At 38.4% G+C, this 22,894-nt stretch carries 16 protein-coding genes; 4 read left to right on the forward strand and 12 right to left on the reverse strand.

What is annotated here, in order from left to right; all coding sequences use genetic code 11:
• Positions 1-20: 20 nt before the first annotated feature.
• The 8 genes from ACVWYG_RS03595 to ACVWYG_RS03630 all read right to left on the reverse strand — a co-directional run bounded on the left by ACVWYG_RS03595 (position 21) and on the right by ACVWYG_RS03630 (position 13,244).
• On the reverse strand, positions 21-1,547 hold the full coding sequence (locus ACVWYG_RS03595) for a rhamnogalacturonidase (RefSeq protein WP_457268762.1): 1,527 nt from the start codon (positions 1,545-1,547) through the stop codon (positions 21-23).
• 2 nt (positions 1,548-1,549) lie between these two features.
• On the reverse strand, positions 1,550-3,229 hold the full coding sequence (locus ACVWYG_RS03600; protein ID WP_457268763.1) for a PQQ-dependent sugar dehydrogenase: 1,680 nt from the start codon (positions 3,227-3,229) through the stop codon (positions 1,550-1,552).
• Between the two features lie 97 nt (positions 3,230-3,326).
• Complete coding sequence (locus ACVWYG_RS03605; protein WP_457268764.1) at positions 3,327-4,337, reverse strand: beta-propeller domain-containing protein; 1,011 nt, start codon at positions 4,335-4,337, stop codon at positions 3,327-3,329.
• Positions 4,334-5,797, reverse strand: a complete 1,464-nt coding sequence (locus tag ACVWYG_RS03610; RefSeq protein WP_457268765.1) for a glycoside hydrolase family 28 protein — start codon at positions 5,795-5,797, stop codon at positions 4,334-4,336. Before ACVWYG_RS03610 ends, ACVWYG_RS03605 begins: the two co-directional genes overlap by 4 nt.
• Before the next feature lie 182 nt (positions 5,798-5,979).
• The gene (locus ACVWYG_RS03615; RefSeq protein WP_457268766.1) at positions 5,980-7,641 is read right to left on the reverse strand and encodes a DUF6377 domain-containing protein; all 1,662 of its coding nucleotides are present in this window, start codon (positions 7,639-7,641) and stop codon (positions 5,980-5,982) included.
• A 175-nt stretch (positions 7,642-7,816) separates the two neighbouring features.
• Positions 7,817-10,108 carry a DUF7133 domain-containing protein gene (locus ACVWYG_RS03620; RefSeq protein WP_457268767.1) on the reverse strand — a complete coding sequence of 764 codons (2,292 nt, stop codon included), beginning with the start codon at positions 10,106-10,108 and terminating at the stop codon, positions 7,817-7,819.
• A gap of 197 nt (positions 10,109-10,305) precedes the next feature.
• Positions 10,306-11,700: a 3-keto-disaccharide hydrolase gene (locus ACVWYG_RS03625; RefSeq protein ID WP_457268768.1), complete on the reverse strand. Its 1,395-nt coding sequence runs from the start codon at positions 11,698-11,700 to the stop codon at positions 10,306-10,308.
• Positions 11,701-11,903: 203 nt separating this feature from the next.
• Complete coding sequence (locus ACVWYG_RS03630; protein WP_457268769.1) at positions 11,904-13,244, reverse strand: Gfo/Idh/MocA family protein; 1,341 nt, start codon at positions 13,242-13,244, stop codon at positions 11,904-11,906.
• A 375-nt stretch (positions 13,245-13,619) separates the two neighbouring features.
• Between ACVWYG_RS03630 and ACVWYG_RS03635 the strand changes: the two genes are divergently transcribed.
• Positions 13,620-14,150 carry a hypothetical protein gene (locus ACVWYG_RS03635; protein WP_457268770.1) on the forward strand — a complete coding sequence of 177 codons (531 nt, stop codon included), beginning with the start codon at positions 13,620-13,622 and terminating at the stop codon, positions 14,148-14,150.
• Between the two features lie 109 nt (positions 14,151-14,259).
• Here ACVWYG_RS03635 and ACVWYG_RS03640 read toward each other — a convergent pair whose 3' ends face one another.
• From ACVWYG_RS03640 to ACVWYG_RS03655, 4 genes are all read right to left on the reverse strand, one after another.
• Complete coding sequence (locus ACVWYG_RS03640; RefSeq protein ID WP_457268832.1) at positions 14,260-14,592, reverse strand: rhodanese-like domain-containing protein; 333 nt, start codon at positions 14,590-14,592, stop codon at positions 14,260-14,262.
• Positions 14,593-14,934: 342 nt separating this feature from the next.
• A complete protein-coding gene (gene cydB / locus ACVWYG_RS03645; RefSeq protein ID WP_457268771.1) occupies positions 14,935-15,969 on the reverse strand; it encodes a cytochrome d ubiquinol oxidase subunit II in 1,035 nt (344 codons plus the stop codon).
• 1 nt (position 15,970) lies between these two features.
• Complete coding sequence (locus tag ACVWYG_RS03650; RefSeq protein WP_457268772.1) at positions 15,971-17,344, reverse strand: cytochrome ubiquinol oxidase subunit I; 1,374 nt, start codon at positions 17,342-17,344, stop codon at positions 15,971-15,973.
• Positions 17,345-17,562: 218 nt separating this feature from the next.
• Complete coding sequence (locus ACVWYG_RS03655) at positions 17,563-17,817, reverse strand: hypothetical protein (RefSeq protein ID WP_457268773.1); 255 nt, start codon at positions 17,815-17,817, stop codon at positions 17,563-17,565.
• A gap of 72 nt (positions 17,818-17,889) precedes the next feature.
• Between ACVWYG_RS03655 and ACVWYG_RS03660 the strand changes: the two genes are divergently transcribed.
• The 3 genes from ACVWYG_RS03660 (at position 17,890) to ACVWYG_RS03670 (ending at position 22,892) form a co-directional block, all read left to right on the forward strand.
• Positions 17,890-18,174, forward strand: coding sequence for an ABC transporter permease (locus ACVWYG_RS03660; protein WP_457268774.1), 285 nt, complete (start codon positions 17,890-17,892; stop codon positions 18,172-18,174).
• Between the two features lie 168 nt (positions 18,175-18,342).
• Positions 18,343-21,276, forward strand: coding sequence for a CheR family methyltransferase (locus ACVWYG_RS03665; protein ID WP_457268775.1), 2,934 nt, complete (start codon positions 18,343-18,345; stop codon positions 21,274-21,276).
• Positions 21,276-22,892 carry a PAS domain-containing sensor histidine kinase gene (locus tag ACVWYG_RS03670; protein ID WP_457268776.1) on the forward strand — a complete coding sequence of 539 codons (1,617 nt, stop codon included), beginning with the start codon at positions 21,276-21,278 and terminating at the stop codon, positions 22,890-22,892. Before ACVWYG_RS03665 ends, ACVWYG_RS03670 begins: the two co-directional genes overlap by 1 nt.
• The last annotated feature ends 2 nt before the right edge of the window (positions 22,893-22,894 follow it).

Consider the following 22,894-nt stretch of genomic DNA (forward strand, 5'->3'; position numbering starts at 1 on the left):
GTTATTGTGTGTTTCTAAAATTATAATTCCATTTTATTTACTTCAGGCAATTTAGTATTTGGAAGTTGCGGGCTATTGGACACATTAAAGTTCTTTACCGAATTAAGCATAAACATTGGCGCACCTGCAGTTTGCTGTGCCTTTACGTGCTGAAAATCTGCACCTGTCACGCGATCTAGGATAAAGGCAGGTCTTAAGTCTTCTTTTTCGTAACTCACTTCCACATCACTCATCTTCAAATCGGTTACGTTTCTGATAAAAAAGCCATAAGCAGGTGTAATGCCAAATCTATCTGGATCGGGGTAACTATCGATTAAAGGAGGGATTTCTCGGGTAGATTGTGCTTTTGAACCTCCGCCTTTAAAGTAGATGCGGATGTTGCTGAGCGTTAAATCTACGATGTCATGCCCGGGTATTCCACTTATAATTGCAGCCTGTTCGCCGGTCACGTCTGATGCAACAATATTACTGATTAAAACTCGGCGCAGTTGGCTGTATGGAGAATCTTTAGGGCCACGCTGACGGGCGCCAAGCCGTATAAAAATAGGTGCGTTAACCACATCACGCATGGTAATATTGGTAATGGTGATGTCTTCTAAAACAGCTCCATCCACTGTTTCTAGGGCTAGGCCTCTACAATGGTCAAACACACAATTACTAATGGTAATGTTTTTAAAACCACCATTAGATTCTGTGCCAAGTTTAATACGACCAGTAGCGTCTTTTCTTCCGTTTTTTTTATAGGTTCCATCTAAAAAGGTTCCTTCATCATACCCAGAAACCTGACAGTTGGTTATGGTAATGTTCTCAGTAATTCTTGGATAGTTTAGCGCATAATCACTTTTCAACACAATGGCATCATCTCCAGGTGAATTGATGGTGCAATTCGAAATCCGAACATTCTTACTAGAGATCAGGTCAATCCCGTCACGGTTGGTATCCATCTTTATGTTGTCTATTGTGGCATTGTCAACAGCTGTTAGTAAAAAACAAAACCAGCCTCCATAAGCAACTGTAAAATCTCGTAGGATTACATTTTTGCATAATTTAAGACTTAGCGCCTTATTTGCATAACCGGCATTGTTTTCTTTTTGATCATCCCGAATTAGACCTTTACCCCAAATTTTACCGGGACCTGTAATGGAAATATCATGCAAGTTTTCCCCAATAATTAGGCTATTTTGAAAATGGCTGTGTCCGTAATCCTGATAGGTATCATTTTCACTTTTCTCGGGAAGATCATATTGTACGGTTTTGGAAGTAGTTGCTGCAACAATTGTTGCTCCGTGATCTAAAAACAAGCCCACATTACTTTTAAGGTGAATGGTTACAGAGAGATAGTCACCCGCAGGGAAATATACTGTTCCTCCTCCCGCCGCGTTTGCCGCCGTTATCGCCTTATCGATCGCTTTCGTGTCCAATGTTTTTCCATCTCCTCTAGCCCCGTATTTTATTACATTATAAACTGGCGCTTGCGCTGAAGCAAAGAAACCAATTAAAAGCAACGAAAAGGTTAAAAAATAAGAGATGCGGTAGTAAGATTTCATGTTTATTTAGTTTTACGTGCTGCAGCGACTTCGGCACTGTTTACGGCACTTGCTTTATTGCCAAAACTATTGCGAACATAAGTAAGCACGTCGGCGATTTGTTTATTTGTTAAAAAGTCGTGCGCTGGCATTACGTTGCTATAGCTTTCGCCACTAATATCAACGCCCTTCATACCTTCAATCAGCGTTTTAATCAGTCTGGTTTTATCTCCAAGTATATGGTCCGTTTTTACCAAAGGCGCATTTAAATTTTGTACTCCACCTCCATCAGCCATGTGGCAAGTCTGGCAGTTTTTTGTATAAACAGCCGCTCCAGCCAAATAAGATGCTTTAAGGGCAGGTAGTATTTTTGTGGTAACAACTTTTGAAACGGACGGTTTAGCTGCGAGTTCTTTTGCATGCAAACTAGCGCTTCCAACTTTATAGGAAATTTTATAAATGGCACCTTTCGAATCATCGGTTATATACAGTGATCCGTCTGGTCCTTGTGCAAGTCCACACGGACGATGATCCGCGCGCCCTGATGCAGTTTTTTCAGGAGATCCTGAGAATCCATCTGCAAAAACCTCCCATTTACCAAAGGGCTTTCCATTTTTAAAAGGTTGAAAAACAACGTAGTAGCCTGCCTGCGGCTCTGGTGCACGGTTCCAAGAACCATGGAAGGCAACGAAAGCACCATTTTTATATTTTGATGGGAATTGGTTCCCTGTGTAAAACAAAATATCGTTAGGCGCCATGTGTGCCGGAAAGGCAACAACTGGATCGATGTACGATGAACTTCCTTCTTTCTTCCCATCGCCACCATATTCTGGCGCTTGGATCTTTTTATTCTGTAAACGATCGAAATAAGTAAAAGGCCATCCTGCATTATCACCTTTTTTAAGCGCGTACATGCATTCGGCAGGGATTTCTGCATTTTGTTTGGCATTAAAAAGATCCGGAAACAAGTTATCCAGCTGATCGCGGCCATGCTGCATCACATACAGTTGATTGGTCTGTGTATTCCAGTCGACACCAACCACATTGCGCAAGCCTGTTGCATAACGAATACCGTCTGCGTAAGTTTGATTTGCCTTATCTGCACTAAATCGCCAAACGCCACCCGCAGTTTTCAACAGCGGACAACCAGGCTGACCTAATGACCCTTTTTTTCTATCTTCTATTTGGCAGGAATTAGAGGGGCAACCAATGGGAATATACATATTTCCATTATTATCCATTACCATAGACTTGGTTTCATGCGTACCCTTATCAACAAGACCAGTTACAATAGTTTCTGGTTCATCTGGATTAATGACGCGCTCATTGGCATCTACCCTATATCGAAATACTTCTGAATTGGAAGCCACGTATAAATGATCTTTGTATAGCCTCACCCCCGTCCCCCCATAATTCCCAAACCCTGACTTTACAGTAGCTTTCCCATTGCTTTCTTCCAATAACAAAGTACCCTGGTTGTTAATGGGCTTCGCCAATCTTACATAAATATATCCTTTTGGCGTAACGATGAGGTGGCGAGCTTTACCTATTCCCTCAATAAGTTTCACTGCAGAAAAACCCTGAGGAACAACTAAGCCAGCATTGGCTGAGTCAATTGTTTTAACCCGGTATTTTAGAGATGACAATGTTACCATTGTGATTAAAGCAAATAAAAGTATGCCGCCGATATGATTTTTTTTCATCTTTTTTTTATGTGGCTTATTCTTGTCTTCATCCAATCAAAAGTTTAACTTATCGAAACTCAATATCACCAAAAATATTAACGTTTAGGCAATTACTCTATTTAAAGTTACCAAAATGAGCATTTTCATATTTATTGTTAGGATCTTTAAGCAACTGAATTACGGTTGACGGGCCAAGATTGGGAGTTGACCACGATCGTAGCGCCCATACAATTTTTTTATCAGGCGTAAACTCGATGGCCTGAACTGGCGCATTTTTAAGATCTAGCTTTGTACTCCATTGATTGAACCAGTTATTAACAAGCGTATTTCCGTTTGGAAGACGCTGTGCTATTTGAGGACTTGTTACGGTATAGCCAGGAATATCTGATAAAGAAAAATCCCAAACCGCAGTACCGTCACGCTTAATTTCACTCACCGTATTTCTATTGGTTGCCACAAGCAGGTTTCCGTTTTTTAATGGAACCGCAGACCATACGCTTGGAACATCGATGGATGAAAGCTGTTTTCCATTGACATCATATTCACAAACCTTGCCTAAATCCATGTGCGCTACCAATAAGGTACCGGCTTCTGTCAACCGAGCATGTCTTATCTGCCCGTGAGTACCGCTTTTAAAAGGCAACACAAATTCTTTTACTACTTTATTCGTTTTGATGTTCATCACGAATACTTTGGCTGGATTTCCATTTTGAACGAACACCACGTGACCCTTGCCGATAAGCTGAGCAGTATGGGTCTCAAATCCCTCTGGCGCGTCGTATTTCCAAAGCACTTTTTTGTAGCTATTGATGAGTGTTACACCAAACTGATGTGCAAATAGTATGTTTCCATTGGCCATTAAAATCGCATCACTTATTTCTCCTCGACCTAAAGTATCAATGTACGACCAAGTGATCTCACCATTTCGCACAATATACATATTGCGTGATTTCGCTTCGCCTGCATAAAAAAAGTCAAATTGCTTAAGTCCCTTTCCAGGCAATGTTGCCGGTGCAACGGCTTTGTCGGCAGCAGCTATCTGTGCTGTAGATTGATTGCTGAAACTGGTCATCAGCCCAAGAAACAATACGAGCCCAGAAAAGCCTACTTTTTTAATGTATGTCATTTTTTTGGAGATATGTCTGATGAGTTCGCGGTGAAAATTTTATCCTTACCATTAGGTTCTTTTACCATGAGTTTTTTAAATGTTGACTGATGTACGTCGTCTAGCACAATCGCGGTTCTAAAATCAGCCTTTGCTGCCGTTACAGAAAGCCCGTCGAACCGCACATTATTTGCATGCCGAATAAACACGCCCCATGCGGGTAATTCTCCAAACATATTATATTCTGGATAGCTATCTGCCTTCTCTGGTATGTCTTTCAGGTTAGCAATAGATATTTTTGCCGATCCTTTATCTGCTCCCCCAGGAAATTTTATCACAATATTTTTAAGTCTTATATTGGTAATCATCTGATCGGGCATCCCACCAATTACTACACCAGGCATTGCTTTTAGTGGGTTTTTTTCGGCACGTATTTCAACATTAACGTTTTGGATAGACACGTTCTCTATTTTGCTTTTACGATCACCCTTGCGTGCGCCAGCGCGTAAAAATATAGCATTTCCAATATTTGTACCCTGTAAACCATCAATTTCAATATTTTCAATTGTCGCGCCGTCAACCGCCTCTAAAGCAATTGCCGATCGATTGGTATCAAAAACTTTATTATTCAATATGCGAAAGTTTTTAAAGCCACCAAGTGAGGCGGTTCCAAACTTTATGCCACTGGCATCGGTGGTCATGCTGTTGTTCTGTATCAGAATATTTTGATTCGTAGCATCAGGATCCAGCGATTTTAGGCAGATGCCATCGTCGCTACTATTAAAATAAGAGTTTGTTACCTTAAAGTTCGTACAATCAACAATATCGATGCCATCATTGTTCCAAAAAGCCCGGCTTTCTACCCGAATACTATCGATAACCACATTTTTACACTGGTTGTAACACTGTACCCAGCATGCTGAATTTCTTAGTGTAATATTCTTAACTGTAACCTGATCACAGCCAAAGAAATTGATAATCATGGGTCGCTTATCTTCGTCAGGCCGACTAACTGAACGGTCTTTAATTAATCCTCTTTTTACAAGCTCGCCCACGGCTGCAGCCAACTCTTTGCCCTGCCCGTCAATTTCACCATATCCGGTTATACCAATGTTACTCTGGTTGAGTCCAAGAATTAGCGCAAGTGATGTTTTAAAGTTATGATCAAAAGGCGTGTTCTGTCGGTCGTAGTCAAATGGATTCGTGGATCCCAATAAAACTGCCCCTTTCTCCAGATGGATAGTTACGTCTGATTTAAAATGAATACATCCCGTTAGGTATTTGCCCTCAGAAAAAACGAGTCTGCCGCCTCCGTTTTCGCTGATGTAGTCGATGCCAAACTGAATGGAACGCGTGTTTAAAACCGTGCCGCCGGGATCGATACCAAAAAATGCAGCCGTGTAATCTTTAGCGGAAGCGGTATATAATTGGAATATTAAGACAACTATGGTGAAGCAGCTGCTTTTACATTTTACATTCATCTTTTATATTTGGTTGTTGGTTGTTGGTTGATGGCGACTCTATTAAAAAAGCCCCTCCAACAAACTTACAAATTGCATCTTGCATTGCACAGACCTTAAGCGTTCCGTCAGGAAAATCAAAAAACATGAAATCTTAAAACACTTTTAATCAGTATTTTAATTGAAATACTCAGGGTAAAAATCTAAGAAATATCTACGAATTTTATTCGCATAATCTGCTGATCAAAGTCATCACCCTGCAAAATAGCTTTCGATTTAATACGATTTCTGTAGGTATAAACGGTACTTACTGCTGTCTCTAAAATGTTAGCAATCGTTTGAGTATCGCTTATTCCAAGCCGCATCAACGCGAATATTCGAAGGTTGGTATTTAGGAGCTCATTTTCTTTTGGACGTATATGATCTTCGGGTTTTAATAAAGAATTAAAGGTAGTAATGAAGTTTGGAAAGAGTTTGAGAAAAACACGATCAAAAGTGTAAAACAGATCCGCACGTTCTGCCCTTATATCTATTTCTCTGGCAATCCTTAGTAGGTCCTCGTAGTTCTCTTCCTTAAGTTTTCGCTCTGTATTTCTTTTAATTTTCTCGAGCTTGGAGATGTATCCCGAAATTACATTGAAAAAATAGCCAATATATTCTTCTTTAATTCGAGCATCCTCTGACAATTTTTTATTGATATGATCCAACTCCTGATTTCTTTGTTGAACCAATTGTTCTCTAACTTTCACCTGTTTTAGTCGAGCGTAAACTATAAATGAAATCACCGAAAGGCCAATGAGCACAAATGCGGCTACGAAAATTAGAATGGTAAGTAATTGGTTTTTCTTATTTTCTGAATCAATCAATTTCTGCGCGATGGCTTGGGTTAAAATCGCTGTTACTTCTCGTTCTCTCGGTTTGTTGCCAAAAAAAGTAGCCTGAGCAAGCGCTTCTCGCAAAAGTAGTATTGCGTGCTCCATATTTCCATTGCTAAACTGCTGTTTGCCGAGGGTAAAAATGGCAAGCGTCTGTTTGGTTGATGAACGAATATCGTAGATAGCAGCAAGCGCTATTAACCTTTCCTTTTCTTCACCAATAGTTAAATGACTTAGATCGTTGGCAGCCATTGCCCTCTGATGGGCTGTCCACGCAGAATCAACCATTAACATTTTTAAAATTGCAATTGCTTTCTTTGGCCTATCAGAAACGGCTCCTCTTTCTGCAACCATCTTATAATTATCGTATGATCCAGATTGGGTTAGTGCAATTGCCGAATCGAGCACAGCGGTTGAACTGCCACGATTTGTGTGGGAAGAAAAAGTATCCCTATTGTGGGCAGCAAGATCCCACAAAGCACGCGACTTTAAGCTATAATATTTAAGTTTTACTGTATTGTCGACTAATACTGGATCGATCTGTCTTAGACAATCAAATGTTTCTTTAAACATTCCAGCAGACAATTGTATTCTGCCTAGCTTAATTCTGCTTTCAAATTGCTTTGGTAAATCATTACTAAGTATGCTTAGGCGCAATAATTTCTGAACGTAAACATAAGCTGAATCAAATTTAAAATCTTTATACTCGTCAAATATCTGACTACAGATTAGGTATTGTTTAGAAAAGTCATTTTTGGCTACACGCAATAGGTAAAATTCTAATACTTTTATTCGGTTTTGCTTCGCCTGATCATAGACTTCCTTTTTTGATATCTCAAGTTTCAGCACCTTAAAAAGGCTATCTGCAGGATGTTGCGCTACAGAATTTTTTGACAGCGCCAAGAACAAAAGTAATGAAAGTATAGTTTTAGTAATCAATCTAACCTTAATTTGTGCTACCTTTTGATCTTTCCGGCATATATCAATCATATAAATAAAAACATTCGTGTACATGCCAATACATTTGACTTCTTTAAATTAATTGTGATTTCGTTTACGACTTAGAGTACAATTTTTTTTTATCAACCCGATATAAAGTGATCAAGAATGGCACGGTCAATTCTTGTATCTAGAGCATTTCGCAAGCCAAATATTTTACACTTTCTTATTTTAATTCTTCAGCCGTAAATGATTTTTGTCTGCCTTTTAGCTTCTGCCGAATTTTGGCTACTTCTAGCGTACTTACTTTTTCCGAGTTATTTTGCCACGATTTTCTTATGAAAGACAAGACTTCTGCTACCTGTTCATCTGTAATTTGTTTGTCGAAACCAATTGCAGGCATATCTCCATTAATTTCTGGTGCTTTATAAAAGTGGTCATTCACTTCTATTGGCCCGGTTAATCCTAGTAGTACGATTGAGATAAGCTTTTCTTTATCACCGGTGACCCATTGTGATTTATTTAATGGTGGCGCCAATGATTTCACACCATTTCCATCTATGCCGTGGCAGGTTTGGCAGGTAGAATTAAACAACGCATATCCTTTTGGAAATTCTTTTTTTAGTGTTGCTTCGTCGTGATTGTCATTTGCCTTTTTAGCATCTGAAATAACCTTTTTTAATTTTCTAAAAATCGCAACGCTAGTATCTGAAATTAGCGGTTCTATTTCGTTTTGGAAGCTTTCCTCCCTATCCTCAAGATTGCTTATCACTGCATCGGCCACGTAATTATTGTTGGCATATTTTAAGGCAACTTTTTTTAATAAGATTCTTGCAGCCGATTGATCGTAAAGCTGAATAAATTTTACTAAGTAAGCGATATAAGGAGCAGCGAGGGTATCGTTTTGGTCAACCATTTTCTCTAGTATTGGGAGCACTGTTTTATAAGAAGTACTGTTTAAAACAGATGGCAATATCGTCAACGCTTGCATACGAATGGGCCAAGATTGTTGCTTTAAAAGAGGTAGTACGTCTTCGTTCGCCAAAACACCTAAACCTTCTAAAGTCCACATAGAATGAATGACATGTAGTGGATTAGAAGTTTGTTTCATCGCTGCTTTTAAAGCAGGGATTGCTTGGGGGAAATTATGACTTATAAGAAGTTGTTGAGCCATATCTCTCACCCATCCGTCTGAATGCCCAAGTAGTTTTACCAGTTGTAATGGATTATTAGAAAACGAAATGGAGTTTTGGGTATTATTTTTCCGGACTATCTTATAAATCCGCCCGTAATTTAAAGGAACACTAAGGTCTCTCCGCTTTATCTGGTTGCGCAAATAAGGAGTTAAATACGTTTTATGCTGAATAATTCCGCGGTACATATCTGCAACATACAAAGCTCCATTTGGCCCATTATATATATTTACCGGTCTAAAACGTTCATCGGTACTAGCCAAAAACTCCTTTTCTTGATATGCTTGTTTACCATTAACTACATTGCTGCTATCATTAATGATATTTCTTTTAATAAGATTAGCGGCAGGTTCTGCAACAAAAACGTTCGATTCGTAGTTCATACCAAACGCATTACTACGGTAAACAAGGGGCGCGCAGGCAGCGGTAAAGTTAATCAACTGTTTGGTTGCAGTATCTAAAATCCCCGGCAAATACCCTCGATTTACACCAGTATTTGGTCTCAGCGGATAAACACGGTTGTCTGCAACTATGGTCTCGTTATAACCAGCTACCTCCTTTTGGTTTTTATTACCGGCCCCAAAACCCGGACTGAAATAATCTCCCAGTAAATTTTGTGAGTTATTATTATAAAATAATCTTCCATAATTATCCTGGCTTAATCCCCATTGGCCACGAAAACTTGTTTTTTCAATAAGCCACTTATCGCCCTTTTTGCGGTAACGTTTGTTAGATTTTGCATTGTAAATCCAGTTATCCATAGCCAATAATAATCCATTCGGATAGTGTTCTACGTTGCCTCCTTCGGTATAGTTACCGTCAACCAAGACCTTTTTTCCAGGTTTATCCTTATTAATTTCGTAGTACCAAAGATTTGGCGGTTCGGCAACTAACACGCCCTTTGCATAAAGACAGACTGCCCTGGGCATAACCAAAGAGTCTAAAAAGACTTTTCTAACGTCCATTACGCCGTCCTTATTTTTATCTTCTAATATTACTATTTTTCCATTTGGAATATCTTCGCCGGTGCCTAGCGTGTCGGGCATATAGCCGTTCATTTCTACGGCCCAAATGCGCCCGATTTCATCAAAGGTAAAAGCCACCGGTGTAGATATCAAAGGTTCCGAAGCAACTAACTTTACCTCGAATCCATCTTCGATTTGCATTCTGCTCATAGACTCCACAGCAGACAATACTGGCGACGATTCTAAATCTATTGTAGATCCGTCTGATTTTTTACTAAAGTAAAAGTAAGCACCTCCAACAGTTAGGAGTAGAATAATTGAAAGGACTATTTTATTGATTTTATTTTTTCTGTTTAACATTTTATGAGTAAATCTTTTAACACTGCCTGACCTTCTACAAGTTCATCGGATTCAATCTGCAGAGAATCTAATAAATGGCAGATAGACTAAAAATGGCTAAATCGAAAACCTGACACAGTAATTCTGATTTTTAATAGTTGGCCTTCATCTTCCTGTTTAAAATACAACAGTTGAAACAACTAAATTATCCATACCAGTTAATTCAAAGTTTTGATCTTGATGCTTCGGAAACTAACTTCATTGCCATGATCTTGCAGTAGAATATGACCTTCTTTCGCTTCGCCGAAATCAGGCCAAACTTTATATTTGCTCATTGCCACTAAATCTTTAAAAGCTTTTGAACCACGTTCATATTCTAATACTTTAATTCCATTTAAGTAGTGCTCTACATGGTTATTTGGATAAACCACCACACGACCGGTATTCCATTTTCCGATGGGATTGGTAAATCTTGGCGATTTTTCGGCCTTAATTAAATCATATAAAGAGGCTAAAGTACGATTGCCATCTCTTCCTAATTTGGCATCTGGATGTCTTTCATCATCCAATACCTGATATTCCAAGCCAATTGCAGAGCCCTTGGTTTTTTCATCAAGTGTTACAAAATATTTCACACCACTATTGGCACCAGGAGAAAGTTTAAATTCGAACGAAAGATCAAATGCTTTGTATTGGTCAACTGTAACAATATCACCACCATTTGCAGCCTCTTTCCCATCGGAATTTAACACCGTGAAAATTCCATTTTTGATTTGCCAGCCCTTTTTTGGAAACGAGCTTGCTGCTGCACTTCTCCATCCACTAGAAGTTTTTCCGTCAAATAGTAGCTTCCATTTGTCTTTTTTCTCATAAGTTGATAGGGTGTTCGGCATATTGTTTACTACATAAATTCCTTTTGGAAAAGCTTGTGGAATAAGATTAGTCGTTTTTATTTTGATGTTTTTGAAATAAACTTTCTTATTTGCTTGTTCCTCTTTGCTAATTCCATGTACTTGCAAACCAATAAAACCTTTCTTATCTATCGTGTCTACAACAAATGCAGTAGGAACTCCATTAATCCAGGTTTTCATTTCGTTGCCAATACACTCAATTTTTACATGATTATATTCGCCCACTTTAAATGCGTTTTTAGCAGAAGGATTAAGTTCTAAAGGATACAACCAATCGCGGCGGCCCTCATCATAAATTCCACCGCTCCATTTTCTATCCGAAGGATCAAATTCGCACTGTCTTCCATAAACCTTCCCTTTTCCATTGTTGGCAGAAGCATCAAAATGACTTCGTGTCTGCACACCAGAATTGCTGACCACACTTTCTACTTTGGCATCCAGCTCTAATATAAAATCGCCATATTCTTTTTCAGTTGTCAGAAATGTATTCCCAGAATTCATTACGGTAGTGCCCACAATTACTCCATTTTCAACTTTATAGTCTGCAGTTCCCGCCAATCGTTTCCAGCCTGTAAGGTCTTTACCATTAAAGAGGTTTTGCCAGTCTTTTGAAGAGGATTGAGCAAATGTAACATTTGCAATTCCCGACATAAAAAAAGCAACTGTGACTAAAATAATTCTTGTTTTATTGATATTGGTCATGGTATAATTAGCATAAAATTTAAGGTTAAATTCAATTTGGTAGGCAAAGTAGGTTTGTCTAATTTTATCTGTGGGTTATTTTTATCTGCAAAAATCAACACTCGAAAAAGATAAGTTACCGAAAAATTTAATTTTGAAGTTAAGTCAATCAGTCTCTATCTCTTTGTGCTGGCTCATCAACTTAAAAATGTTGACGGTCAGGTTTATAAAGTTGGTTCCCAGCCATTTTCATATTTCCTGCTCCACAATTTCATGGCGTCTCGATCAAAGATTCTTCCGCTATTCTCGTCTATATCGAAGCCTTTGCCAATACGGTAAGCAGTGTTTGCATAGTGCACCATGGCCATACTAATGCTTGCATCTGCAATTGGCGCATTAAGCTTTGCTTTGCCGCGTATCGTATCAAAAAAATTAAGCACATGAGCTGTAGACGTATCCCCGCCTCCGCCTAAAGCGGTACCAGCTTCATTTGACGCTGCAATTTTCTCCTTAATGGTCTTACCGCTACGGTCGGTTATCTTATATCGTCCTCTATCAACAAAAACAGCTCCCTCGCTACCGTATATTATGGTACCACGGTCTGTACCGTAGGTGCTAAAACCGTTACGACTATGACCATCCCACTCTATTATTTTCTCATCCGCAAAGTTAAATGTAGCTTTCATGCTGTCGTACATTTCCCAACCATCAGTCGAAAATTCTCTTTTATAAGCCTCTACCATTGCGCGTTGCGGATAATTTACTTGAAGCGCCCAACGAGCCACATCTAGTTCGTGGGTAGCATTGTTACCAGCTTCTGCTGTGCCGAAATCCCATCCATACCAGTGCCAATTATAGTCCCAAGTATTGTCTGTATAATCTCGGCGGGGTGCAGGGCCCTGAAAAAGATCCCAATCGAGACCGTTTGGAGCAGGCGCTTTTTTCTGCATAGGAACCGCACCTCGAGAATTGCTATAAAAAGCAAGTGCTTTGTAAGGCTTACCTATGGCTCCTGTGTGAATCATATTAATAACTTCTATGGTGTGGTCTGAAGAACGCTGCTGGTTACCCATTTGCACAACTGCACCGTATTTTTTTGCCGCAGCAACGAGCATTTCATTTTCATGCATGTTATGGCTACAAGGTTTTTCGACATACACGTTTTTTCCTGCCTTTAATGCCATAATCGAACCTGGGGTATGCCAATGATCTGGGGTTGAATTAAACAATACATCAACTTGTTTATCTGCTATTACCTTACGGATATCGTTCTCTAATTTGGGATTATAATCTATACTTTTTTTAAAATTTGCGAATGCTTTTGTTCGCTGGCTTTCCATAACATCACATAAATAAACAAGGCGCACATTTGCTTTAGTACTCACTATTGCCTCTTTATAGGCATCGTATCTTCTGCCCAAACCGGCAATTGCCACATTTAAACGGTCATTTGCGCCTATTATACGTCTATAGCTACTTGCAGGCATCGCCATGGCAGAATTAGCAACTGCAATACCTGCGCTTCCCAAAGCTGCCGTTCTTATAAAATTTCTTCGTGTCGTCATAGTTCTCCAATTTAGGGTTTTATTTTTTATTTTTTTAAACAGACATTCTTTTTTATCCGATGAAGTATCAAGCCAAAATTTAAGAGGCCTACTGTTCGTTATCATATTAATCGCAGTTTGTCACTAGAATCGTACGATAAGAAATTAAAATCTTAACCCAAAAAATAAACTAGCATGCAAAAAGGGCCGAACAGTCAATTGTTACCTTTTTCCAATGACTTAAAAATTTAGCGAAAAAATTCTCAACAAAAATTCGTAAAAGCTCTAAACTAAATCTATAATTTGTACATTTAAAGGTGCTTTAGCCTAAGCGACCAGATGTTGTTGCTTTTAAAGTATTTTTCAGAGCCTATTTCAGACTAAATTAATTCGCTTATGAAGACTTTTATAAACTCTAGAAATTTATCGGGTGAAAGATTATGTGAAATGATTACAAATGCTTTTCCTGAGTTACACTGCTCTATGAATGACGAAATTACCATTCGTAGAGGCGAGGAAGAACCTGCGCTAATTACCATTTGCATGCAAGGAAACTATGGTAAAGTTGATGTGAATATAGACACTTTATATACAGAGAAGATTTTTGAATTAATTGGTCATTCACTTACAAAGAATTATGACTACACTAAATCCTTAATTACGTTTGCTGAGCAATTTCAGGGTATACCAGATCTGAGAATTGAACTTATTAACGACTATAATTTGGCAATCATCATACACGAGGAAATTGCATTACGGTTAAAGTTATGGCTAAAAAAAAACGGTCTAGAAATAGAAATACATCCCAACCAAAATGATAGTGGAAGACTACTGAGAAAGTTTATTGAGCAAAATGACATGATTTCCGCAAGATTAGAGATATTGCGTAGTGGCCATATGGTAAAATATATTTCTGAAATAAAATAGAAATTATTAGGAACAATTTTTTCAGATGGCAAACATAAAGCTAGTCGCCAATACCCAAATCGTTACTATGTTAACGATTGGAATGATATCCTTTTGTCCAGCGCTTTAGCTAGCAAAAGATAAAATAAGGAGCGTGGTCAAACGCCCATATTACTTGATTTACACTTTCCCACCCGCCTCCATTTATTACATTCGGAAATCCGTTTTTACGGAGAATTTTTTTCGCTTGTCCAGCTCTAGCTCCGCTCTGGCAAAAAACAATGATATTTTTCTTGTTTTTAAATTCACCAATTGCATATTCTAATCTATTTAAAGGAATATTTACCGACACTTTTACATTTCCAGTATCAAATTCACCCACGGTTCTCACATCTACCAAATAGGCGCCTCTTCTTATGATACTTTTTAAAATAACAGTTTCTTGTCTACCAAATAATTGTATTTAATAGATTCGTCATATTTTTTTAGTTCTATTTAATTACTTTCATAATTTGATTAACCGATTAAAAGATGGTGCTTGGAGGCGCTGAGAAGTATTTTTTCCTTGTTGCCTGATACCTACAATTTTTACAAACCATAGCCATCGCATAACAAGAGAAAATGATAAAACCTAAACCAAATGAATGCGTTACAAAATATATTACTAAGCTGGCTTAAATCAGAAATGACCTACTTGTTAGCAACTTATTGCTCCTTATTTTTATTGACAGAATGTCTTATTAGTAACATCCATTTTGAAAAGGAAATCAATTACATACAAAGGAGGTGCGGTCTATCCCTTTTCTTAATAACTGGTATCATCCATTTTCACTTTCCCCCTAAATGTCCAGAAAACAAACGTGGTATAAGCAGCGACCAAAGGCACCCCAATTGCGGCGATAACAAGCATAATTCCTAAAGATTTCTCTGAAGATGAACCGTTGTAAATGTTAATATTATATGATGGGTTTATTGTTGACAGAACAATATTTGGGAAAAGATTTAAAGTCACTGTCATTAACAACAATGCTGTGGTAGACGAAGAAGATAAAAAAGCCATGAAATACTTCCCTTTTTCTAAAAGACGTCGTGTATTAATAATCATTAAAATAGTAAGCAGTGGAATTAAAAATAAGACAGGTTCCGTTCTAAATTTTTCTGCCATCTGTGGCAAATAAATTAATGTTGCCATGGTGAGTGCGAAATAGGAAATTACAAAAAAGCGGCTTGTATTTTTGGCCAGAACTCTGAGTTTTGTATGCAACCTCTTTTCTGTTTTCATAATGAGGTAAGTTGCACCATGCATCATAAATATAGCTACAACAGTGACCCCTGTTATTAAAGCATAGGGATTGAGGAGATTGAAAAAACCTCCTTGATATTCGAAATTTTTATCAATGGGAATGCCCTGTATAACGTTTCCTAAAACAACGCCTAATAGAAATGCGATTAAGATGCTTGATAAGGAATAGACGATATCCCAAGTTTTTCGCCACCATAACATGGTTTCCTTACTTCGAAATTCAATAGCGATGGCTCTTAAAATTAACACAGTTAAAAACAACATAAAGGGAATATAAAAGGCAGAGAGTACAGTTGCATATACTTCTGGAAAGCCGGCAAATAATGCGCCTCCACCAATAACTAACCAAACCTCATTTCCGTCCCAAACTGGGCCAATTGCATTTAAAGCAATCCTCCGACTTTCGTCTTTTTTAAAGAATAGGTGCAATGCTCCTGCGCCCAAATCAAATCCATCTAAAATGGCATAACCGGTAAAAACTGCACCAACCACTAAAAACCACAAAGTTGGATAATCGAGTCCTAAAAATGTTTGCATATCAATTCAATATAGGGTTATTACTTTTTGAAAATCCTATGGCATCTTCGGGGATATCTTTCCCAAATCCATGTCTAATTTTTTTATTGAGCAGATACAGAAATAAGATAAACAATACCGAATAGACGAAAGTGAAGAGGATTAGAGAAAACAATACTTGTTCTGCTCTAACGGCTTTAGAAAGCGCATCGCTAGTTCTTAATAATCCGTAAACTACCCATGGTTGCCTACCCATTTCTGCTGAAAACCATCCTACCTGGTTGCCAAGCTGAGGGAGTAAAACGGCAAAAGAGAATACGGTCATCAACCATTTATATTTAAATAACTTACCCCGCCACCAAAGGAACAATGAAAATAAAGTGAGCGCAATGATAGACATCCCAATAGCGATCATGATGTGATAGACCTGAAAAATTGCATTTATTTGTTTTGGTCTGTCGTTTTTAGGGAATGCATTTAGCCCCTTAACTGGCGTAGTAAAGTTTTGATGTAGCAAAAAGGTCAATCCGCCTGGAATTTTTAACCCTGTTACTTCTTGCTTTTTTTGATTCACCCAACCGAAAAGATACATGTCTGCCACTTTCGAGCTGTCATAATGACCCTCGAAAGCCGCTAATTTTGCTGGTTGATTTATAGAAACACCTTCTGCAGAATTATGACCTGTTACCAACTGCAAAAGCCCAGATATCGATGCTACAATCAAAGCAAGTTTAAAAGCCCTTTTGGAAATATCTATGTGTCTGTTGTTAAGAATGTAATAGGCGTGCACACTTAATACCAGAAAAGAACCTGCTAAAAAGGCTCCGATCAGAACATGAGAGAGTCGATCTATTGACGATGGATTAAATACCATTGCCCAGAAATCGGTTACTTCTGCCCTCATTTTCAATCCGGTTCCTACAATATGAAATCCTGCCGGAGTTTGTTGCCATGAATTGGCAACAACAATCCATATTGCTGAAAACATAGATCCCAAAGCGACCATAATAGTAGCGAAGAAATGGACTCTTGGCGAAACCCTATTCCAACCAAAAAGAAGCAGTCCGAGAAACCCACTTTCTAGCGCAAATGCAAAAATTCCTTCTGCAGCGAGTGCACTGCCAAATATATCGCCGACGTACCTAGAATAAGTGGCCCAATTGGTTCCGAATTCAAACTCCATTACAATACCGGTAGCCACACCAATGCCAAAAATAAGCGCAAATATCCTTATCCAAAACCTAGTCATCGTTTCATAAACCTTATTTCCGGTTTTTAGAAACATACCTTCCATTACCACCAACATTACACCCAAGCCAATACTTAAAGGCGGATAGATGTAATGGAAGCTGATGGTAAACGCAAACTGAATTCTACTTAAAATTTCGACATCCATTTTTATATTTGTTATTTTTTATTGCTCAATTCCGGGAATGAGCCTTGTTTACGATATTCATCAATGTCTAGTTTAGAATTAGAGCATCTAAAACCGGAAAGCCATCGATTTGCACAAGAACAGCGGTGTTGCTGATCTTTTTGGTTAATCTCATGATAACGTATTTTTATCATTTGAAGTAATTTCAGTCTGAACATATGGAGACCATTTCCGATGTCCTACTCTAAATAGCAATTTTGTACTCTGGCTGTTAGAAATTCGGCGCGCCTATTCTTATTAAATGGCTTAAGGTCAACTTCAAGATCTGCTGCGTTCACCTTTTTAAAACCTATCGAGAAATATGGAAGAATCTTTTTACAAACACTAATTAGAAAAGCAACTATAACGCGATGGTCTTTCGATAACTCTTTTTGATGATAAGATGCTGCAGTATGACCAGAAATACCGGCACCGAGAACAACTATTCTCGCCATGATTTTTTGTTTATTTAGAAGTTTTCATCTCCCGTTTTACGCTATAAATGTAGCTACTAGTTTGCGGTGTTAGTGTCACATTTGTTACATTCGAACTTTACAAATACACAGCATCAAGCTATGTTTATCGCCCGGGGTTTTACAGTAATTTTTATCTTCATTAGTGGTTTATTTACACCGATTGAGCGTATGCCAAAATGGGCGCAAATGATAATTGAATTCAATCCTGTAAAATACTTTGTGCAAGTGATTCGGATGGTGATGCTAAAGGGCTGCAATTTTATAGACACTCTTCAACAGTTGCTAAAAACACTCCTTTACGCAATGGTAATGAATGGGTTAGCCGTTTTGAGTTAAAAAAAATCAAAATGCACATGTTGCAAATCAAATATCCGCCCCAATAAATCTGTTTAATAAAATCGTTTAAAGTGCCGAATTTTAAAGACGCAATAAAAAGACTGGTTTTAATAGAGTTCCATGATTTTATTGGTTAAATTAGCGCACCGCGCTATCAACCATATAACAATGAAAAATCAAGAAACAACATTACCCGACAAAATTCGTATAGATGGCGAATCACATTCGGTCGATAGTGAACAAGATCTCTTTCCTATTATTGGCATTGGCGGCGCTACCGGAGCCCTAACGGCGTTAGAACTGTTTTTTAAGCATATGCCTACAAAATCGGGGATGGCTTTTGTTTTAATTATCCATCAAGATTTAGATGACAAACAAAATTATAAGGAATGTATTGAATCCTTTTCTTCCATCCCGGTAAAGTTTATTGAGGATGGAATGAAAGTTGCTGAAAATACCATATTCGTGGCACCAAAAAACATGGATGTTGGCATGCATGATGGGTTTTTGCTGCTGTTTCGTGCGTCTCGGAAAAAAGGTGCGAATATGTGTGTTGATCACTTTTTTCAGAGTCTTGCAGAAGATCGGTGGAACCTTGCGGTGGGCATTGTTCTTTCGGGCTTTGGTGCCGATGGAGAAACGGGCATCCGGATGATTAAAGAGAAACTCGGGATGGCAATGGTTCAAGAACCAGAAAACGCACAATATCCAGGTATGCCATCAGCAGCTATAGGGACGCAAATGGCAGATTATGTGCTTTTGCCAGAAGAGATGCCGACCAGGCTGATCCAATATCTAAATCATCCGCTTCTTAACAATTCTGCCGACGATGGTACGAACGCTTATAAGTCTAATCTGGTGCATATTCAGAAAATTTTGATGTTGCTGCGTTCTCACACCGGACACGACTTTGCGCTTTACAAAAAAAACACCATTTCTAGAAGAATTGAAAGACGTGTTGCCTTTCAACAGTTGCCAGATTATGAGCACTATGTCAACTTTCTGCGAGAAAATCCCACAGAAATAGATGTGCTTTTTAATGATTTATTAATTGGAGTAACAAAGTTTTTTAGAGACAAACAAGCATTTGACGCGCTTAAAGAACATCTTTACACTTTGTTGAGTAGTAAAAACCAACAAGAACCGATACGTATTTGGGTGGCAGGGTGTTCTACAGGAGAGGAAGCCTACTCTATAGCGATATTAATTACAGAATATTTAGATACGCTACCGGGTAAGCGGAAACCTAAAGCGCAGATTTTCGCAACAGACTTAGACGCTCGAGCCATAGATGTAGCAAGGGCAGGCTCCTATTTCTCAAATATTGCCTCGGAACTAACTCCACAGCAAATAGAACGTTTCTTTGTTAAATTTACCAGCGGATATGTAGTGAAAAAGGAAATTCGAGAAATGATTGTCTTCGCGCAGCACAATCTTATCAAAGATGCTCCTTTTACCAGATTGGATCTCATCTGTTGTCGTAATCTGTTGATTTATCTAACGATTGAACTCCAAAAAAAGATTATTCCCATTTTTCACTATTCGTTAAATGTAGATGGGTTGTTATTCTTAGGACCCGCAGAATCGGTAGGCGGCTTTCTAAATGTGTTTAATACCGTAGACTCGAAATGGAAAATTTTTGAGCGAAAAGAAGGCATTTCCTCGTTGGGGAAACTATTAGATTTTCCGTTCAATATCGCAAATCAAAATAAACTCGCAAAAATAGGCCTCTCGACTAAAATCAACGCCAAGAGCCCCGTTGCAGAGCATTTTAATAAAATTCTTTTAGATCACTACACACCTCCTTCTTTATTGGTAAATGATAGAGGCGATATTCTTTACGTTAATGGCGATACGGGCAACTTTATCCAAGTCCATCCGGGTGAAGCCGTAATGAATATCAATAGGATGGCTAAGGGAGAATTGAAATATGCGATCGGCAACGCGCTGCATCAAGCCTTTACCACCCATACAAAGATAGAAGTGGCTGGGATAAATGTTAAAGATACAGACAAGCCATTTATAGCTAGTTTTAGTGTAGAATATTTAATAGATCCTGCTTTAAGCGGATTGTTGCTCATAACCTTTTATAAAAAACCTGCAGCAAAACCAGCAACGAAAAGAGCTAACAACAGAAATCAGGCCACCAATAGTGCAGTTGAAGAACTAGAAAAAGAGTTGATTTATACAAAGCAACAACTCCACACCACCATAGAGCAGATGGAAACCTCATTAGAAGAACTGAAATCGACTAATGAAGAACTTCAAAGCACTAATGAAGAACACCAAAGCACTAATGAAGAGGCACTGACAACCAAAGAAGAAATGCAGTCTCTTAATGAGGAGCTGATGACAATTAACTTACAATATCAGTCTAAAGGTCAGGAGCTTACGCAGCTGAATAATGACATGAAGAATCTATTAGACAATATTGAGATTGGTACGATATTTTTAGACAACGACCTAAATATCTTACGTTTTACACCACAAGTAACCAAATTGTTCAACGTTATTTCTAGCGATTTAGGCCGCTCAATCACACACATTGTCTCTAATTTTGAATATCCGTCGATAGACTTAGCCATTAAGGGTGTGATAGCCACTTTAGTGGGCAAAGAGTTAGAAGTGAAAACCAAAAATAATGATTGGTATAATTTGAGAATGATGCCTTACCGCACCTTGGATAACTTTATAAGTGGAGCGGTACTTACCTTTACCCAAATTACGCCCTTAAAATCTATGAGCGCCCAAATTAATGGATTGGTAAGTTATACGCAGAATTTAATAGACGAATTTTCTGAAGCTACTGTTGTTTTAGATGGGGAGAAAAAGATTTTGGTTTGCAACAGCTCATTTTTACACCTTTTTCATTTTACAAAAGCCGAAACTAGTGAACTTTCTTTTCTTGAAATTATTAACAACAAATGGCAGTTGAGTATCCTCTCCGAAAAACTCTCAACAGACTCATTAAAGGAAGAGGAATTCTTTTTACAACACCTTTTCAACGGCATTGGATCGCTTAGATTACATGTTTCCATAAATAGTTTTGCTACAAAAACGGACGGTTTGCCCCTAACGGTTCTAAAATTTCGAGAAGCATAATGGATAGAAAACAAGATTCAGCTGCAAAAGACCTCATCTTTAGCGCGCTTAGACTTAAGGCGGAACAGATGTTGCAGAGAAATAGTCCGGATAAAGCCATTCATTTGAACAATGAACTCGGTGTGCTGCTGAATGAGTTAGAAATTTACGAACTCGAAATTGAAATGCAGAATGACGAGTTAAAGGTTTCCCATTATGCCCTGGAGATGGAGCGTTTAAAATTTGCTGGGCTTTTTAATTCGGCACCAATAGGCTACTTAATCCTAGATTCAAATGCTCAAGTTAAAGAAATAAATGAAATAGGGGTTTTGATGCTTCAATTTTCTTTTGGACAGATAGTAGGATTAAATTTAGCTATTTTTATTCATCCAGAAGATAGGAAAGGATTTTACGGCTTTATCCGATCGGTTCAAATGATGCAGAAACGAGGCCAAACTGAGCTGAGGCTTGTTTCTAACGGGATAAAAACAATTTTCGCCCGACTAGATGCGTCAGTAATTTCGCATCCCATTACGAGTGAAAATGCATTCTACCTTACCATAACAGACATCACAGAGGCGAAACAAGCGCAACAAAAGTTGGTAGAAACCACCGATCAACTAAATCATACGCTAGAAGCATCTCATACGGGCACTTGGCGGACAAAGTCACAAGATTCACTTGTTTATTTAGATGAGTTTAGTAAACAGATATTGCATCTCGACAATTTTTCGCAAGGCATAACTATAAAACAGATTAGCTTGTTGATGGTTGAAGAGGATCGACCAAAACTGAAAGAAATTTTAAACAGATTTAAAGGTGGCGAAGACCTAGATTTAGAGCTGCGCATTCTGACAAAAACTGAGGGGACCAAAACCGTACTCGTTAAGGGAAAAGCTTTTGAAGCTCTTAATGAATCGGGATATTTTACAGGAATAATAATCGACATTTCTGAACGTAAAAAAATGATGGAAGTCATTGAGGAAGAGGAACGATCTAGGGAAATGATGTTGCGTAGAGCTGGCATTGAAGCACAGGAAAAAGAGCGAGAAAAAATAAGTTCAGCTTTGCACGATAGCGTTTGTCAGCTTTTATATGGGATTGGATTTAAAATAAACCATTTCCATAAAGACGAAGCCACTTCAACTGCTTTAATAGATATTAGATCTTTGTTAGATCAGGCGATTAGAGAGCTAAGGGCAATCTCAAACGATCTTCACCCCACTATTTTGAGGGATTTTGGACTTGCCGCGGGCATAAAAGATATGGTCCGAAGGATGAACCACTCGGGCTTTCAAATACTTTCTACCATAGATCAGGCAACAGATTTACTGCCGACAGACATACAGCTTTACATCTTTAGGATTATCCAAGAACTATTAAACAACAGCATTAAGCATTCTGGGTCAGCGCAAGCACGGGTAAAAGTTGCTGCAGATCAAAAACACATTACCATCTCTGTAAGCGACAATGGAAAGGGATTCTCGCAGGAAATAGAGGAAGCTTTACGACTTGGATCTGGTTTACGAGGAATTAAAAATAGGGTTTCGCTTTTAAAGGGGAAATTAGAAATAGATGGGAGAAATGGGGCAAAATTTACAATTTGTTTTCCACTGGTTAACTATATGGAAATGTAAAA

Source organism: Pedobacter sp. UYEF25 (genome assembly GCF_054061655.1).

Bases quoted from the DNA above. Each gene is read 5' to 3' on its own strand.
- ACVWYG_RS03595 (WP_457268762.1), bottom strand. From the start codon at position 1,547: ATGAAATCTTACTACCGCATCTCTTATTTTTTAACCTTTTCGTTGCTT.
- ACVWYG_RS03600 (WP_457268763.1), bottom strand. From the start codon at position 3,229: ATGAAAAAAAATCATATCGGCGGCATACTTTTATTTGCTTTAATCACA.
- ACVWYG_RS03605 (WP_457268764.1), bottom strand. From the start codon at position 4,337: ATGACATACATTAAAAAAGTAGGCTTTTCTGGGCTCGTATTGTTTCTT.
- ACVWYG_RS03610 (WP_457268765.1), bottom strand. From the start codon at position 5,797: ATGAATGTAAAATGTAAAAGCAGCTGCTTCACCATAGTTGTCTTAATA.
- ACVWYG_RS03615 (WP_457268766.1), bottom strand. From the start codon at position 7,641: ATGATTGATATATGCCGGAAAGATCAAAAGGTAGCACAAATTAAGGTT.
- ACVWYG_RS03620 (WP_457268767.1), bottom strand. From the start codon at position 10,108: ATGTTAAACAGAAAAAATAAAATCAATAAAATAGTCCTTTCAATTATT.
- ACVWYG_RS03625 (WP_457268768.1), bottom strand. From the start codon at position 11,700: ATGACCAATATCAATAAAACAAGAATTATTTTAGTCACAGTTGCTTTT.
- ACVWYG_RS03630 (WP_457268769.1), bottom strand. From the start codon at position 13,244: ATGACGACACGAAGAAATTTTATAAGAACGGCAGCTTTGGGAAGCGCA.
- ACVWYG_RS03635 (WP_457268770.1), top strand. From the start codon at position 13,620: ATGAAGACTTTTATAAACTCTAGAAATTTATCGGGTGAAAGATTATGT.
- cydB (WP_457268771.1), bottom strand. From the start codon at position 15,969: ATGCAAACATTTTTAGGACTCGATTATCCAACTTTGTGGTTTTTAGTG.
- ACVWYG_RS03650 (WP_457268772.1), bottom strand. From the start codon at position 17,344: ATGGATGTCGAAATTTTAAGTAGAATTCAGTTTGCGTTTACCATCAGC.
- ACVWYG_RS03655 (WP_457268773.1), bottom strand. From the start codon at position 17,817: ATGGCGAGAATAGTTGTTCTCGGTGCCGGTATTTCTGGTCATACTGCA.
- ACVWYG_RS03665 (WP_457268775.1), top strand. From the start codon at position 18,343: ATGAAAAATCAAGAAACAACATTACCCGACAAAATTCGTATAGATGGC.
- ACVWYG_RS03670 (WP_457268776.1), top strand. From the start codon at position 21,276: ATGGATAGAAAACAAGATTCAGCTGCAAAAGACCTCATCTTTAGCGCG.